Source organism: Gordonia sp. NPDC057258, from assembly GCF_042668985.1.
In the GTDB taxonomy this organism is placed as follows: Bacteria; Actinomycetota; Actinomycetes; order Mycobacteriales; family Mycobacteriaceae; genus Gordonia; species Gordonia hongkongensis.
The window spans coordinates 68,299-84,830 of the sequence record NZ_JBHUXZ010000008.1 but is presented as its reverse complement, the minus strand read 5'-3'; the positions used below and the strand labels follow the sequence as shown (position 1 = coordinate 84,830).

Genomic DNA, 16,532 nt, shown 5'->3' with positions numbered 1-16,532 from the left:
GCGCACGAGCCTATCTGAGCCCTCCCCCGAAACGGCGAAACGCACTGGAAACAGTTTCGATATGTCATCGAAATTGCCTGGGGCTACTGTTTCAATACCTCGTCGAAACTACGTCTGAAAGGGTCTCCATGACCGCAATCGACTCGCACGCAGCATCTCTCGGCGCCAAACTGAAGGAAGAGAGAGTCCGCTACGCCATCGCGGGCTACACGGATCTGCACGGAAACCTCAAAGGCAAGGTCGTGCCGATCGACCATTTCACACACATGGCAGGTGGTTCCGAGCTGTTCACCGGCGCTGCGCTCGACGGCCTCCCTCAGGATGTCAGCGACGAGGAGCTGTCAGCGCGTCCGGATCTGTCGCGCGGGGTGGTCCTCCCCTGGCGTCGTGACGTCGCACTGTTTCTCTCCGACCTGTATGAGGGCGGTCAGCCGTTCGAGGCGTCCAGCCGTAACATCCTGAGACGTCAGATCGACGCGGCCGCCGACATGGGGTTCACTTTCAACCTGGGTGTCGAGACAGAGTTCTTCGTCTTCTCCGGCGATCCCCGCAATCCCCAGAACGTCAGCGACCGCGACACTCTGGAGAAATCCTGTTACGCGATACCCACCTTGCTCGACAATCTCCCCTGGCTCAGCAGGCTGGTCGATGCAATGAACGAATTGGGTTGGGATGTCTACTCATTCGATCACGAGGACGCGCAGGGGCAGTTCGAGATCGACTTCACCTACGCGGATGGGATGACAATGGCCGATCGCGTCGTCATCTTCCGGATGATGGCCGGCGAGATCGCCCGCGAAGACGGGCTGATGGCATCCTTCATGCCCAAGCCGTTCGCCGACCGAACGGGGTCGGGTGCCCATTTCAACATGTCCCTCGCCGACCTGGCGAACACCTCCAATCTGTTCGACGCGCAGGAGGATCCGGCCGGCGTCGGGCTGAGCGAGCTGGGCTACCACTTCGCTGCCGGGATCGTTCGTCACGCCGCCGCGATCTGCGCAGTCATCGCACCGACGGTCAACAGCTACAAGCGGCTGGTCCGCAAGGGCAGCATGTCCGGTTCCACGTGGGCGCCGATCTTCGCCAGTTGCGGAAACAACAACCGCACGAACATGCTTCGTGTGCCGCTCGGTGGAGGCCGGGTGGAGTGCCGAGCGGTCGACTCGAGTTGCAATCCGCACCTCGCGGCCGCCGTGCTCTTGGCCGCGGGCCTGGAAGGAATCCGCGAGAAGGCCGAACTCGAGAGCTTCCACACCGAGAACCTGTACGAGGTTCCGCTGTCCGAATACGCAGCGCGTGGCCTCACGCTGCTTCCGCGAACACTGGAGGACGCCATTGACGCTTTCGAAGCGGATCCGTTCACCAGAGAAGTGTTCGGAGAGAAGGGTTGGCGATCGTTCATCGACTACAAGCGCGGCGAGTGGGAAGACTACTGCACCGCAGTCACCGACTGGGAACGTGACCGCTACCTCACCTTCTTCTGAGAGCCCCGATGGACGGCACGAGAACGATCGTGGTCGACGACTTCCCGCTCGAGTCGGGCGAACGACTGTCGGATGCGCACATCCGTTTTCGCACCTACGGCGATCTGTTCGGCGCGGGCGACGTCGTACTGTTGTTCACCTATTACACCGGCACCGATGCCGATTACGCACCGTGGATCGGTGAAGGGCGCCCGATCGATCCGACGCATCACCGCGTGGTCATCGTCAACCACCTCGGCAACGGGAAGTCGGTCTCTCCGTCGACCACACCTGACGTTGTGCGACAAACCTTTCCGAGGATCACCGTAGGAGACAACGCCCGTGCCGCACGCCTCGTCCTGGATGCTCTGGGAGTCGCACGAGTTCAGCTGGCGGCGGGGTGGTCTCTCGGCGGCACTCAGGCATTGGAATTCGCCGCGATGTTCCCGGACGATGTGGACTCGGTCATGGCTCTGTGTTCGGCTGCCCGCTGTTCCACGGTGAATCAGGTGTTCCTCGACTCGGTGGCGGCCGCATTGGAAGCCGATCCGAACTTCGGTCTGGGCGTTCGCCCGGCGCGCGGACTGAACGCCTTCGGGCGAGTGTACGCAGGCTGGGCGTACTCACCGGCCTTCTTCACCGACGGGATCTACAAGGATCTCGGATATCGCAGCGCCGCTGATGTTCTGGTGCGTTGGGGTGAAGACCATGAGGCGTTCGACGCCGGCGATCTGATGACATGTCTGAGGATGTGGCGGGACGCCGACATCGGGCGGAACCGGGGTGGACTCTGTGCAGGTCTTGGTCGCATCAAAGCCAGAACCGTGTTGATGCCGTGCTCGACGGACGCGTACTTCACGTTGGCCGAGAACTCTGTGGAGGTACAAGCGCTGCGGCACGGCGAACTGCGTGTCCTGGAGTCGTCGTTGGGCCACGTCGCCGGCCGTCCCGGTGTACGAGCACGAGAGCAGAACGTCGTAGACGCCTGCCTCCGAGAGCTTCTCGCTGAGTTGAAGCGGAAGAACCCCAGCTCACAACCAACAATCTGAGAGGAGTCGACGTCAGTGTCGCTCAACATCGTGGTAGCGGGGCTACCCAAAGCAGTACAGGGAGCGAGTGACCCCGTGGAGGGGATCTGGCTCACCGAGCAACAACGAGCAAGAATTCTGGCGGTCGCCGACGATGTGTGGCTCGAGCACATTCCGGTGTCCCACCTGAACGGCGGCCTACCACCACAACGGCCACCACACGCGATAATGGTGGAGACCAGCGGAACCGTCGAATCCATCGAGAGCGAAGTCGGCATCCTGACCCAGAAGGGGTACGACCAGCTCATCAACCCTGATCTTCAGCTGATTCAGTCGATGAGCGCCGGTGCGGAACATCTGACGACGATCGTGCCGCAGGGGGTTGTGCTGGCCAACGCGTCCGGCGTCGCCGCAAAAGCCATCGCGGAAACCGTCATCGGAGCCATTCTGGCCGACGCCAAGATGCTGCACACCCGATGGCAGAACCAGGCTGCGCGCAAGTGGGTCGAATTGCCCGCTCGAGAACTCGACGGCTCGGTCATGACGATCCTCGGCACCGGCAACATCGGGTCGCAGACCTCGCGGATTGCGTCCGCGCTGGGAATCCGGACCATCGGAATCAATCGACAAGGCAACGAGGTCAGAGGCTTTGACGAGGTCGTGTCGACCGGATCACTTCTGGACGCTCTCGCCACGTCCGACTTCCTGGTGATCGCTGCGCCGTTGACCCCGCAGACCAGAGGACTGATCGACGCCCGTGCGATCGCTGCGATGAAACCCGGTGGGTGGATCGCCAACGTTGCGCGGGGTCCCATCCACGACGCCGGCGCACTGGTAGCAGCTCTCGAGGACGGCCACCTGCGCGGCGCGCTGATCGATTGCCATGCGATGGAGCCACTTCCGGCGGACGACCCGCTGTGGACCGCCCCCGGCGCCCTGGTGCTGCCGCACGATTCGCATGCTTCGCAGCTACTCGGCGACCGCCAGGTCGACCTCTTCGTGGACAACCTCCGACGACTGGGTGCTGCACAGCCGTTCCGGAATGTCGTCAACCTGGATCGGGGGTACTGAGATGAGCGGCACCGGCACGATCGGCTTCATCGGGTTGGGAGTGATGGGAAGGCCGATGGCTGCCCATCTGGTGAACGCCGGACTCACGGTCGTCGTCCACAATCGGTCGCAGACGGCGGTCGACGACCTGGTCGCCGCAGGTGCGGTCGGGGCGGCGAGTCCGGCGGAGGTCGCCGAACGGGCAGACACCATCATCACGATGCTCCCGGACGCGCCCGATGTCGAGAAGGTGTTGTTCGGAACCGACGGCGTCACCACCACAGCCAGACCCGGCCGAGTAGTGGTCGACTGCAGCACGATAGCCCCCGAGCGGGCCGTGACCATCGCCGCAACCCTGAGCGAGTCGGCCATCGGCTTCGTCGACGCGCCGGTCAGCGGTGGCGAACACGGCGCTCACACAGGCAACCTCGCAGTCATGATGGGCGGCTCGCCCTCCGACATCGCCACAGCGACATCTGCGATTGCCGCCTTCTCCGGTGTTGTCGCACATGTCGGACCGGTGGGTTCCGGACAGTTGGTGAAGGCGGCCAACCAGATGATCGTGGCCGGCAACATCGCTCTGGTGGCCGAGGCACTGAGTCTCCTGCAGAGAACAGATGTCGACATGGACGCCGCGATCAGTGTGCTCAACGGCGGCCTGGCTGCCAGCAGGGTGCTGGAGAACAAGGCTCGCAAGATGATCGACCGTGACTTCACGCCGGGTTTCCGCGTCGATCTGCATTACAAGGATCTCTTGATCGCGCAATCGGCGGCCGATCAAGCCGGTCTCGCCACACCCGTCGCCGCCGTCGTGACCCAGTTGGTCCAAGCACTACGCGCCTCCGGAGACGGCGGACTCGACCATGGGGCGCTGATCACGGTGATCGAGCGACTGTGCTCGCCCAACACACTCAAAGGACACACGTCATGCCAACAGCACTGATCTGCGGTGGGGGAATTGCGGGGCTGTCGTCTGCGCTTCACCTCAAACAACAGGGTTGGACAATCAGACTGTTCGAGAAGGACCCTGAAATACGGACTGCTGGAGTCGGTCTCAACATCTGGCCGAACGGCGTCCGGGTGTTGGACGGCCTGGGACTCGGCGAACGCTACCTGGCAGAGGCGGCCGCCATGAAGCGATGGTGGACGCTCGACTGTGACGGCACCCGGACCTCGGACGTCGACGTAGACGGCTGGGCCACCGAGCTCGGCGCACCCATCACCGGTGCGCGCCGGGTCCGGCTGAACGCGCTCCTCGCATCGGGCCTCAGCCCTGACGAGATCATCTACAGCCGTGGCGGGGAGTGGTACGAGCAGAGTGCAGACAGCATCACCCTGCATTTCGCAGACGGCACCCAGGCGACCGGCGACGTCCTGCTGGGGACCGATGGCATCGGTTCCAAGCTTCGCAACTTCATGTTCGGGGCACCCCCGGAATTCACCGATGAGGGGGTTGTGCGCTGGCGCGGAGTGTTCGACTGCGCTGCCGCCGGAGTCCCCACCGACGTCCAGGCCGACGTGTTCGGACCCAACGGTCACATCGGGTGGATACCGATCGACGAGACTCACGCGTACTGGTACGGCAGCCTGGACGGACTGAGTTCCTACGACGACTTCACCGAGTGTGCACGCAGTTGGATCAACACACCGATTCCGCGCATCGTCGACGTCAGCGAACCTGGCAGCATCATCGGTCGCGAGATCGCCCACTACCGTCGCCACCTCCCGCGATGGACAGACCGCCGCGCAATCCTGATAGGCGATTCAGCGCACCCGATGTATCCCGGAATGGCGCAAGGCGCCAACCAAGCCCTGATCGACGGGTCCACCTTCGCGCGCTACCTGACCGAGACCGACGATGTCGTCGAGGCGGGGCGCAGGTTCGAGGAAGACCGCTTGCCGGTGGCCAACAAGATGGTCGAGTACTCACGCTTGCATTTCGAGTACCAGCGGACTCGCGAAGAGTACGCCTCCGGTGGAGTGAACCACCAGATCGAACGTTATCTGGAGTTCGACGACTACGCTCGAACGGCAATCGGGGGCTGAGGCGTGGCCGATACGGACAGGTTCGCGCTGTTAGGATCGCCGCATGACGAAACGCGGCTCAGCGGGCGGTCGCCCCCGGGAGAGCGGAATGGTCACGAGCGAGCCGCGGGTAGGGATTCTCACGGCGGCCGCATCGCTTTTCGCGGAAAAGGGATTCGCGTCGACCCGAATGGCGGAGATAGCCCAGGCCGCAGGTTTGAAGCAGTCATCGATCTACTATTGGTTCAATTCGAAAGATGCAATTCTCCGGGCAATCATGGACCAGAATCGGGCATCTCTGATAGCGGCCCGGACGCTTGCCGATCGCCCCGAGTCCGCAGCCGTCCGCTTGTACATCGTGTTATATCGAGACGTGATTCAAATGTGCTCTGCACCTCTGAATTTCTACGATCTCGAAGAGGCCGCGACGAAACAGCCAGAAGTATTTCGTGACTTTCACGAGGACTATCACGAGTTGGTGAGACTGCTTCAGCTGATCATCGACGACGGACTCGCCACGGGAGTCTTCTGTGCAGAGCCGGCAAGCGACTTCGTGCGCACAGCCCTAAGCCTCACCGAGGGTAGTCAACATCGGTTTCACGTGGATGGTCGTAAGGAGTCCGACATCGACGGATTCGCAGATTCCGCTGCACGACTCGCTGTGCGTGCGATTGTCGAAGACCCCGATACCATGGATCACGTCCGCAGGGAGGCGCAGCACGGGATCGCAGGAATTCGAGCCTGCCCGGATACGGAAGATCAATAGCCCTTCCCAGCGATCTGACGTGCGTGAACCGACACGGTGAAACGATCAATTAACAGGCTGGACCCGACCCAGTAATGTCTTGTCCACTACACTTTCGATAGCAATTCGAAACCCGCCCGGCGGTAGATCCTCATCCTGATCCACGCCGCATGGAGGGCAATATGTCACATCCGAACGGCCCGGCGTCGTGACGGTTCGGAGCAATGGTGGTGCCGATTGTCCAGAAATGGTCTGGATACAAACATCGATTAATCCATCATTCCAGTCATCGCAGATGTCCCCGCACCAAGGCGGGTAGAAAGGTCCCGAATGTTAACGTCCGCCAAAAAGGCAGCACTCGGCAGTTTCGTAGGAACGTCCATCGAATGGTACGACTTCTTCATCTACGGCACTGCCAGCGCACTCGTTTTCCGACATGTGTTCTTCCCTTCGCATGACCCGCTCGTAGGTACTCTGCTCTCGTTCGCGACCTTCGGAGTCGCCTTCGTCGCCAGGCCGCTGGGCGGGATCATCTTCGGCCACTTCGGAGATCGTATCGGCCGCCGGCCCACGCTCGTCGTGACACTCGTGATGATGGGTGTGGCGACCGGCTTGGTCGGGCTTCTGCCGTCCTACGATTCGATCGGCATCATCGCACCCGTGTTGTTGGTGATTCTTCGTGTGTTACAGGGCCTCTCAGTAGGTGGCGAGTATGCCGGCGCTGTTCTGATGACAGTCGAGCACGCGCCCAAGGCCAGGCGAGGGTTGTACGGGAGTTGGGTGCAGGCCGGGTCCCCGGCGGGTCAGATCATGGCGAACGGCGTCTTTCTGATCACGACGGCTCTGATGTCGGAGGACCAGTTGCTCGGCTGGGGTTGGCGAATTCCCTTCCTGGCCAGCTTCGCGCTCGTTGTCGTCGGTCTTGTCATCCGACTGGCCGTCGAGGAGAGCCCAGAGTTCGAACGCGTCGAACAGCTGGACAAGAAGGAGAAGAGTCCTCTGGTCACTCTGCTCCGGCACTACCCGAAGCAGGTGGTTCTGATGGCAATCGCCTATCTCGGTACCGGCGTCGTCATCTACGGTGCCGCTGTGTACAGCCTGAGTTACGGAACGACCAGACTGGACTTCAGCTACAGCCAGATGCTGCTGATGGTCCTGCTGTGTCAGGTCATCACCCTGATCTTGATCCCCGTGTTCGCGCGTACCGCAGATCGGGTCGGGATCAAGAAGGTGTTCTTGATCGGGAACATCGGCATGGGACTCATGGGTGTCCCCTGGGTTCTCCTGCTCGACACCGGTCAGTTCGGTCTCGCAATGCTCGGCTACGCCTTGATCTTCATTCCATACGCTGCAGCGTATGGGACGATGGCCGCCTTCTTCGCCGGTATCTACGACTCCCGTGTCGGCTACTCGGGCGTCTCGATGGGCTATCAACTCGGCTCGATCTTCGGCAGCGGGCTCACCCCCCTGGTGGCGGCAGCCCTCCTCGCATCGACCGGCACAGTTGTCGCGTTCGGCGTGTACATCGCCGGTGCCGCTGCATTGTCGGCCGCCGCGACGATATGGTTGCGGGTCTTCGACGGTGGGGACCGGACAGCAGGTGTGGAAGCGAATCCGAAGATGACCGGGGATATCACAGTGGTCGAAGTCGAGCCGGTGGTCACCAAGGGCACCTGAGATCCGAGGGCTCGTACACCGGTCGAACACCGATACCGCGGACAATGGTGACCAGCCGGTGTCGGTGTTCGACGTGTGTCGTCGCAGGTGTCCAGCACGCCGAGAGTCGGCACCGGTTGGTTGTTCCGGACGACATCCCCGCCTACCGCCTGGCAGTCAACGACTCTCGAGCCGTTCGACGATCCCGCGATCTCCATCGACCCGCACGCGCTCTCCCGTTCGCAACACCTGGGTGCCCACCAGGGTGTTCACGACGCACGGCAGCCCGTATTCGCGGGCGACCACCGCACCGTGCGAGACCGAACTGCCGATGTCGGTGACCAGTGCGCCGATGACGGTGAAGTACGGCGTCCAGCCGACGTCGGTGACGGGTGCCACGAGGATCTCACCGCGCTGGACATCACGCGCCTCCACGATCGACTTCGCGACGCGCACCGCACCTTCGACGGTTCCCCGGCCCGCCGGACGACCCACGATCCGGCCATCGCCGACATTCCGCTCGGGAGCTACGACGCGCGGGGACGGGCGGCCGACCGACACATCGTCGAACTCGAGCCGATCCTGATACGACAACGCCTCCCGACGCTTCTGCGCGCTCTCGACGAGGTCGGTGATGTCGCCGGTACCGACAACCCGTTGCAGCTCCGCACGGTCGACAAAGAAGACGAGATCGGCGTCGGGAAGCCGCCCGGTCTCGGCCAACACCTCGCCGAGGTGCCGGTAACCGCGCTTGAGCCGATGTGCCATCAGCGCCATCCGCGACTTCGTCTCCTCGCGCCCCCGTGCACCCCCCTGCGCCAGGCGGGCGAGAAGCCTGATCGCGGCGGGCGGCGTTTCGTCGACAGCCGCCGGGGCCGAATTCCGAACGGCGGGGTCGAGCGCAGACCGCAGCATCACCTGCATCATCGCCCCCAGACCACCGGGGTCGTCGGCCCAGGACGGGTCGCGGATACACAGTTCGCGGTACCCGCGGTGACCGTGCCGCTCGAGGAAACGCTGCAACGCGCGACCTGCGTCACCGGAGGCCGACCGCAGCCCGGCGACCGCCACGTCCGGTGCGGCGGAGAGGAACTCCTCGGCCACCGCGGAATCGGCGGCGATCGTCCGTACGACGGCGTCGAGTTCGGCGAGCATCAGCGCGCTCTCGACTTCCGACGCACCGGCCATGAGCCGGGCGGCCTCGGCCTTGCCGTCGTCCTCGGTGCGGCCGTACTTCTCCGCGCGCCGGACCAGCACGCTCTCGAGCACATTCGCCGCGACGGCAGCGCGTGAGGACGACCGCACATGGATGAGGGTGACGTCGCAGTACTGGGCGACCCCGGCTTCCAGCTCCTGCCATACGATCCGGGGGTCGCGGCTCGTCGGCACCGCGAACCCGGCGATCTCACCGGGCAGTCGACGAATGGCGGGACCGACCGACAGCGCATGCGAGGTCAGCCGGACGGTGTTCCCGAGCTTGCGCCGGAACGGTTGTGGCGGCTTGGGTTCGAGTTCGTCGATGACCCGCCCGCAGATCGAGGTCGAGAACTGTTCCAGCGAGTTCCCGAGGATGCCGGAACTCAGTGCCGTGCCCTCGGTCAGGTTCAGGAACATGTGCCCGTAGAAGTAACCCACCTGCAGCCAGGGTTTCTCGTATCGCTCCTGTGCCCGGGCGACCACCTGCACCATCTGCATCGCGTAGTCGATCGCGAACCCGGAGACCGATGCGGTCAGCGGGCAGAACGCGCCCGGCATCATCTCGCCGATGTTGCATCGTGTGTACACATGGTCGGCGCCGGCCACCGGCGAGTCCATCTCGTTCAGGTCACCGGGCAGCGTGGTGATCGGCCGGGCCTGCAACCACCAGAGTTCACCGGATTTGTCGATGGCCCATTCGAGGTCCATCGGCCGGCCCCACTCCTGCTCGGCCCGGCGGGCGCCGGACTGGATCGCCGCGATCTCGACCGGCGACAGAACCGGCGCCGCAACGGTTTCGTTGACCACCGCGGTTCCGTCGGCATCGAGCACGACGTGATCGGGAGCAACCGTCCCGTCAACGAGCGCCTCGCCGAGTCCGGAAACGACGTCGATCACCGTCAGGTCCCGCCGACCTGAGACCGGGTCCGCGGTGAACACCACGCCCGCGGCGCGCGCATCGACCATCCGCTGGACCACCACATTCATGGTGGCCGAGGCATTCCCGCTGTACGACGACGCGCGGAGCGAGTGCACCGAGTCGGCACAGGCGCGAACCGCGTCGACGAAGCGGTCGACGGTGTCGACCCCCAGCACGGTGTCGTACTGACCGGCGAAGGACTGGTCGTCCCCGTCCTCCCCCACGGCCGAGGACCGGACCGCGACCGGTGTCCATCCGGCGGCGGCCATCTCGTCGAATCGTGCTGTCGCAGCGTCGGACACCCCCGACACGCCGGCGATGACGTACCCGGGCGGCACCCGGAGACCCAGGCGCCGCAGACGTGCGAGTCCGGCCGCCTTGCCGCCGTACCGGTCGTCGGCGATCTCCTCGAATTCGACCGTTTGCGAACTCATCTCGCCTCACCACTCAGGGAGTCGACGATCTCGGCCAGCGGTTCCACACCGATGGGTCCCGGTTGATAGAGGCAGATGCGGTCCGACACACCGTCGACGCGGTCGCGGATGTGTGCGGCGATCTCGGCCGGAGTGCCGCAGGCGGCGATGGTGTGGAGGATCTCGTCGTCGATGAGTCCGGCCATCTCCTGCCAGCGTCCCTGTTTGGACATCGTGTTGAGTTCCGGCTGCAGGTCGCCCCATCCGTGCGCATCGAGCACGGGCCGGTATGCGGGAGTGGAACCGTAGAACGCCAACAGCATTCGCGTCGAGGCATGGTCGTCGTCGCCCGTGCCGACCGAGACGATGATCTCGGGCACCACCTCGAAGTCGTCCTCGCTCCGACCGGCTGCCGCGAGACCGTCGCGGACCGCGGGCAGCGTCGTGCCGTGCAGGAACCGCTTCGATCCGAACGGCATCACCAGCAGGCCGTCCGCGACCTCCGCGGTGGCACGGGTCAGGCGGGGCCCCAGCGCGCCCAGGTAGATCGGTGGCGGCCCGTACGGGTTGGGGCCGGGCACGAAGGTCGGCGTCATCAGGGTGTGCCGGTGGTACTGACCCCGGAAGTCCAGACGCTCACCGTCGTTCCACGTCGCGAAGATCGCGCGCAGGGCGCCGACCATCTCCTTCATCCGCTCCACGGGTCGGTCGAACTCGGCGCCGTACCGCTTCTCGATCTGCGCGCGCACCTGGGTACCGAGTCCGAGAATGAACCTGCCCTCACTGAGCAAGTGCAGGTCGTTGGCCTGGTGTGCGAGCTGGATCGGGTTGCGCGGGAGCGCGATCGCCACGTTGGACATGATGTCGAGCCCGTCGACCGCGGTCGCGAGCGCGAGCGGGGTGAACACGTCGTGCGGACCCTCGAAGGTGAACACGCCCGACGCGCCGGCCTCCTGTAGCGCCCGTACGCGATCGACTGCTCCGACCGGATCGAACAATGCCGTCATGATCTTCATGTCGATGTCCTAGCCGATCACATCGGTCCAGTCGGAGAATCCCGACGGGTGATGAGGACCGATGACGCCGTGCTCGAACAGACCGGCACCATGCCGGACGGTGCCGTCCGGTTCGGTACAGACGGCCGACCCGACGTGGTCGATCAGACTGAAGGGCGCCCGCGCCATCACCTCCGGGTCGGTGAGGTCGAAGCTGACGCGTTCGGCGAACGGTCCGTCTTTCCATGTGCCGTGTCCCCACGACGAGTCGCCGCCGTACCCCGATCCGAACGCGATGGGAGCGAACAGTTTCGACTCGACATCGAGGACCACCCGGTCACCGGCACGGGTCAGGAACTCGACGTGCGCGCCCCGGGGGATCCGTGTGCCCGGCGTGTAGTCGATGGCGACGCGCACACCGTCGAGTTGCTCGACGCGACCGTCCCGCCAGCGCCGCGTGCAGTCGTAGAGACTGCGATGACCGTCGGGATCCTCTTGCAGGATCAGGAACAACTGGAAGTCGTCGAAGGCCAACGGCAGGTACAGCCACCACATACCGCGGAAGGCGGTGTCGGGCCGGCCCGCGGGTTCGGGCTCACCGACGGGGCGGATGCCCCACGACCGGTCCCGGCTCGCCACGCTGGTGTCGTGCTCGACCGTCAACCGCTCCCCGTCGACATCGATCCATCCCTGCCAGCTGCCCACTTGCGCAAACCGGCACGCCTGCAGGGTGACCCGCCGTTCGGTGAGCATGTCGTGCGGCTTCTCCAGCGCCGCGGGGAAGAGACCGCGCCAGGTCAGGTCGGCGGAGATCCCCTCGGTCTCGGCCAGCGTCAGATGCAGTTCCTGCAACGGCTCCAGCACATCCAGGCGGTAGCCGTTGACGTTCTGCCGCAGGCGGTCGTCGTCGATGGCGTCGCTGAGGTGCACCGCGGTCTGGGTGTCACCGCGGCGGACGACGAAGTAGGCGTCCTTGACCCCGAGCCGCGGGTAGTAGCCGATGCCGGTCAGCGCCATGAACCGGCCCTCGCGGTCGAGGACGTTGAAGTACGAACGGTCGTAGAAGTTCCGGTCGGAGGTCGCCGGCCAGGTGATCGGCGCCGGGGCCTGATGGATCGGATATTCGTCGAGTGGACTGAGTTCCACGGACCCTCCCATAAATACGATGCACACCGTATTGCAACTATGCTGGGACTCATGACAGCAGATGGCCGAAGGGAACACAAGAGGTCGAACCCTGCGTCGCCCGGACGGCCCCGCGACGGGCGGATCGATACCGCGATCATCGCGGCCACCCGCGAACTCATCCTCGAGACGGGCTACCCGGCGCTGTCCCTCTCGGCGATCGCGGCCCGCGCGGGCACCACCACCGCGGCCATCTACCGGCGCTGGTCCGGCAAGGCCCAGCTCGTCCACGAAGCAGTTCTGGCCGCCGAAACCCTGGCGCCGCCAACAGGTTCGGGCGACGCCCGACAGGACATCCGGGCGCTCGTCGAGATCGTGCGGGCGATGTTCAACCGGCCGGAGGTGCGCGTGGCGCTACCCGGTCTCATCGCCGACACCGTGGCCTCACCCGAGCTGCACAGTCAGATGATCGCCCGGCTCGCCGGCGACCTCACCGCCTTCGAATCCCGGTTCGGTCAGGAACGCCGGGGCGACGACCGGTTGCCCATGCTCGCGGAGGTCGTCGCCGGTACCGCGATCTTCCGCATCCTCATCCGCAGCGACGCCGCACTCGACGACGCGTGGGTCGAGGAGATGGTCGAGCTGATCACCGAGCGGTGGCCGTCGACGTGACGTCGTGAGGATCAAGCCGTCGCGGATCGCGGCCTCACCCCGGTCGGCCGCGAGATCGCGGTGTCCGTAAGGTCGAAAATCGGACACGGCGATTCGCTGTCGCCGCCGTAGCACGTACAGCTCTTGAGCCGAGGGAGTCCCCCATGTTCCGCAACGCGTGGCGCGAACTGCACAAACCGGTGTTCCTCACCGCGTCGGCCGTCATCTTCGGTCTGATCATCTTCGCGGTGATCTACGCTCAGACCGCGGCCGACGCCTTCGACAAACTGAACACATGAATCACCGACGGCGTGGGCTGGTGGTACGTCCTGATCGCCACCGGCTTCGTCCTGTTCGCGGTGTACTGCGCGATCAGCCGGATCGGCACCATCAAGCTCGGCGCGGACGACGAGGACCCCGAGTTCGGGGTGCTCTCCTGGTTCGCCATGCTCTTCGCTGCCGGGATGGGCATCGGACTCGTGTTCTACGGCGTGGCCGAACCTCTCTCGCACTACGTGAACCCGCCCGAGGCCGGCGGCATCCCGGGTGGCACCGACGCCGCGGCCAATCAGGCGATGGAACTGACGCTCTATCACTGGGGTCTGCACGCCTGGGCGATCTACGTCGTCGTCGGACTCGGCCTGGCCTACATGACCTTCCGCAAGGGACGGCCGTTGTCCGTCCGGTGGCTGCTCGAGCCGCTCCTCGGCCGCGAACGCGTCGAGGGCTGGCTGGGTCACGCGGTCGACATCGTCGCCATCGTCGGCACTCTGTTCGGCGTCGCGACCTCGCTCGGCTTCGGCATCCAGCAGATCAGCGCCGGTCTCGATTACCTCGGATGGGTCGACGTCAACAACTGGATCATCGTCGCGCTGATCATCGGCATCACCGGCCTGGCCATCTTCTCGGTGGTCACCGGGGTGACCAAGGGCCTGCGATGGTTGTCCAACCTCAACATGGCCGTGGCGGCGGCACTGACCGTCTTCGTCCTGGTGCTCGGTTCGACGCTCTTCCTGATCCAGTCGTGGGTGCAGAACATCGGCAACTACATCCAGGCCTTCCCGGATCTGATGCTGCGCACCGCGCCGTTCACCGACGACGGCTGGGAGGGCGCGTGGACGATCTTCTACTGGGGCTGGTGGATCAGCTGGGCGCCGTTCGTCGGCATGTTCATCGCGCGGATCTCGCGGGGTCGGACGATTCGGCAGTTCATCGGTGGCGTGCTCATCACGCCGACCCTGGTCAGCACCATATGGTTCACCGTGTTCGGCGACTCGGGCATCCTGCGGCAGATGGAGTTCGGCGACATGCTCGTCGACGGCGAGGTCGACACCAACACGTCGTTGTTCCAACTCCTCGACACCCTGCCGATGTCGGCCATCAGCAGCGTCATCGCGATCGTCATCGTCGTGCTGTTCTTCGTCACGTCCTCGGACTCGGGGTCGCTGGTGATCGACATGCTGGCGACCGGCGGCAAGATCGACACGCCCAAGCTCACCCGGGTCTACTGGGCGTCCCTGCAGGGTGTGGCGGCCGCGGTCCTGCTCCTGATCGGCGGCACCAGTTCGCTGACCGCCCTCCAGACGATGTCCATCGCCACCGCGGTCCCCTTCTCGATCGTCATGGTCCTGGCATGTGTCTCGTTGCTCCGCGCGTTCCACTACGACGTCGCGGTCCGTCCGCGCTACGTACAGCTGAGTACCACCGAACAAGCCGAGGGAGCGGCGACGGGCGACGCGGGTTCGGCTGCGGCACAGCACCAGCGGCACCGCAGGGCCCGCCAACCGGTGTCGGCGACCTTCGCGGGCCTACCGGGCGAGGGAGCGGCCCGCAACCGCGACGGCTCGCCCATCGTGCTCGCGGTCCGCGAGGTGCCCCACCACGCCGTGACGGTCAACCCCGAGACAGGTTCGTTCTCCGTCTCCGCAGAGCACGAACCGGAGAACCCCCTCGACGACGACCCGACCGAGAAGAACTGAGCGCGGGGTCGCCGCCGCGAGGTCACCGCCCCAGGTCGACGATGGCATGGAACACCCGCGTCGGGTCTTCGGCGATGCGGTTGAGCACGTACAACCACCATTCCGAGTCGAAGATGCGGTATTCGCGCGTGGCAACCCCGTTCTCCGCCAACCGATCGGGGAGGTCGGTTCGAGGTGACCATGCGCGAGATCCGTCCATCCGCGCCGTCCCCGACTCGACGGTCGGGTACCCGCGGATCTTCGACGTGACCGCGGTGCAGGTCAGCAGGCTCGCCGGCACCTGAGGCCTGCGGCCGGAGCCTGTCTCAGAGCGAGTTCTCGGCCGCGGCGAGGATCTGTCGCCGGAGGGTCGACGAGGTGTTGGGCAGCCACATCGCGCGGACGGGCGCGAACGGCGGATCGGTGAACTCGACGATCCGGATGCGGTTGACGTAGATCCAGCCGGGTTCATTGGTGACGAAGGCGCACGCCTTGGGGTGTGCGATCACCGCCGTGTGCGGGGGCGTACCAAGCAGGGTCGACAGGATGATCTTCGGTTCGAATCCGGCGCGCCGGCACATGCCGACGAGGATGTCGGTGTACTCGTACTCGTGCTCGGGACCCCAGACGACGATCTCGTAGCCGGCGAGGTCGGCCATGTCGACCCGGTCGTGCGCGGCCAGCGGGTGATCGGCACGCACCGCCAGACGCAGTTCGTGTTGTGTCGCGATCGTGGTGGCCATGTCCGGCGGGGCCGCCACGCCTCGTCCGAGAGCCATGTCGATGGCTCCCGACAGCAACTCGTCGCGAATGAGTTCGGCGAAGACCGGTCGTACCGTGATCGGCACCGACGAGTCGGCGAGCACCACCGGTTCGATGATCCGGAAGACCTCGGAGGAGGCGAGGTCCGGGGCGTGACCGATCACGAACGGCGCAGGCGAGCCGGCGTCCACCCGTCGTACCTGCGTCGCGAGCTGTTCGCCACCGGCCAGCAACGGCACTGCACCACGGTAGAGCGCCTCACCCGCGGGCGTCGGCGTGAGGCTTCGGCGCGACCGCGAGAAGAGCTCCACCCCCAGGTGTCGCTCGAGTTCGCGGATCGCCGAGGAGAGCGCTTGCTGGCTGATGAACAGGTCATCCGCGGCGACACGAAGGCTGGGCGCCTCCATCACGACGACGAACATTCGCAGTCGTCGGAGGTCGATATCACGTAGTCCGGGCTCCCCGGGACCATTCATCAACGATCTCCTGTCAGTTATCCCGATTGATGTGATTGTAGGTTGACCATCGAGCCAATATGCTGAATT

General features: G+C 64.9%; 13 protein-coding genes and 1 pseudogene. 9 read left to right on the top strand and 5 right to left on the bottom strand.

What is annotated here, in order from left to right; all coding sequences use genetic code 11:
• Positions 1-128 precede the first annotated feature (128 nt).
• From glnT to ACFUEJ_RS08320, 7 genes are all read left to right on the top strand, one after another.
• Complete coding sequence (gene glnT, locus ACFUEJ_RS08350) at positions 129-1,484, top strand: type III glutamate--ammonia ligase (RefSeq protein ID WP_259937673.1); 1,356 nt, start codon at positions 129-131, stop codon at positions 1,482-1,484.
• A gap of 8 nt (positions 1,485-1,492) precedes the next feature.
• A complete protein-coding gene (locus ACFUEJ_RS08345; RefSeq protein WP_388028621.1) occupies positions 1,493-2,512 on the top strand; it encodes an alpha/beta fold hydrolase in 1,020 nt (339 codons plus the stop codon).
• Between the two features lie 15 nt (positions 2,513-2,527).
• On the top strand, positions 2,528-3,562 hold the full coding sequence (locus ACFUEJ_RS08340; protein WP_259936758.1) for a D-2-hydroxyacid dehydrogenase: 1,035 nt from the start codon (positions 2,528-2,530) through the stop codon (positions 3,560-3,562).
• Entirely contained in the window at positions 3,534-4,484 is a 951-nt protein-coding gene (locus ACFUEJ_RS08335; protein ID WP_388028617.1) for an NAD(P)-dependent oxidoreductase, read from the top strand. The genes ACFUEJ_RS08340 and ACFUEJ_RS08335 overlap by 29 nt, the downstream gene beginning before the upstream one ends.
• A complete protein-coding gene (locus ACFUEJ_RS08330) occupies positions 4,469-5,587 on the top strand; it encodes an FAD-dependent oxidoreductase (RefSeq protein WP_388028614.1) in 1,119 nt (372 codons plus the stop codon). The genes ACFUEJ_RS08335 and ACFUEJ_RS08330 overlap by 16 nt, the downstream gene beginning before the upstream one ends.
• Before the next feature lie 43 nt (positions 5,588-5,630).
• A complete protein-coding gene (locus tag ACFUEJ_RS08325) occupies positions 5,631-6,332 on the top strand; it encodes a TetR/AcrR family transcriptional regulator (protein ID WP_259936756.1) in 702 nt (233 codons plus the stop codon).
• A gap of 309 nt (positions 6,333-6,641) precedes the next feature.
• Positions 6,642-7,988 (top strand): MFS transporter, encoded by a 1,347-nt coding sequence (locus tag ACFUEJ_RS08320; RefSeq protein WP_388028611.1) that lies wholly within the window; start codon positions 6,642-6,644, stop codon positions 7,986-7,988.
• A 156-nt stretch (positions 7,989-8,144) separates the two neighbouring features.
• Here ACFUEJ_RS08320 and ACFUEJ_RS08315 read toward each other — a convergent pair whose 3' ends face one another.
• The 3 genes from ACFUEJ_RS08315 to ACFUEJ_RS08305 are packed head-to-tail and all read right to left on the bottom strand — an operon-like array spanning position 8,145 to position 12,637.
• Positions 8,145-10,517 carry a PEP/pyruvate-binding domain-containing protein gene (locus tag ACFUEJ_RS08315; protein WP_388028608.1) on the bottom strand — a complete coding sequence of 791 codons (2,373 nt, stop codon included), beginning with the start codon at positions 10,515-10,517 and terminating at the stop codon, positions 8,145-8,147.
• Entirely contained in the window at positions 10,514-11,512 is a 999-nt protein-coding gene (locus ACFUEJ_RS08310) for a TIGR03617 family F420-dependent LLM class oxidoreductase (RefSeq protein WP_388028605.1), read from the bottom strand. Before ACFUEJ_RS08310 ends, ACFUEJ_RS08315 begins: the two co-directional genes overlap by 4 nt.
• A 9-nt stretch (positions 11,513-11,521) precedes the next feature.
• Positions 11,522-12,637, bottom strand: coding sequence for a hypothetical protein (locus ACFUEJ_RS08305; protein WP_388028602.1), 1,116 nt, complete (start codon positions 12,635-12,637; stop codon positions 11,522-11,524).
• A gap of 51 nt (positions 12,638-12,688) precedes the next feature.
• Here ACFUEJ_RS08305 and ACFUEJ_RS08300 point away from each other — a divergent pair, with 51 nt between their 5' ends.
• Both ACFUEJ_RS08300 and ACFUEJ_RS08295 read left to right on the top strand, forming a co-directional pair.
• Entirely contained in the window at positions 12,689-13,288 is a 600-nt protein-coding gene (locus ACFUEJ_RS08300) for a TetR-like C-terminal domain-containing protein (protein WP_388028599.1), read from the top strand.
• Between the two features lie 143 nt (positions 13,289-13,431).
• A pseudogene (locus ACFUEJ_RS08295) lies at positions 13,432-15,246 on the top strand (BCCT family transporter).
• Positions 15,247-15,268: 22 nt separating this feature from the next.
• Here the strand turns inward: ACFUEJ_RS08295 and ACFUEJ_RS08290 are convergent.
• Complete coding sequence (locus tag ACFUEJ_RS08290) at positions 15,269-15,526, bottom strand: hypothetical protein (protein WP_388028597.1); 258 nt, start codon at positions 15,524-15,526, stop codon at positions 15,269-15,271.
• Positions 15,527-15,551: 25 nt separating this feature from the next.
• On the bottom strand, positions 15,552-16,463 hold the full coding sequence (locus tag ACFUEJ_RS08285) for a LysR family transcriptional regulator (protein WP_058249674.1): 912 nt from the start codon (positions 16,461-16,463) through the stop codon (positions 15,552-15,554).
• Positions 16,464-16,532 lie beyond the last annotated feature (69 nt).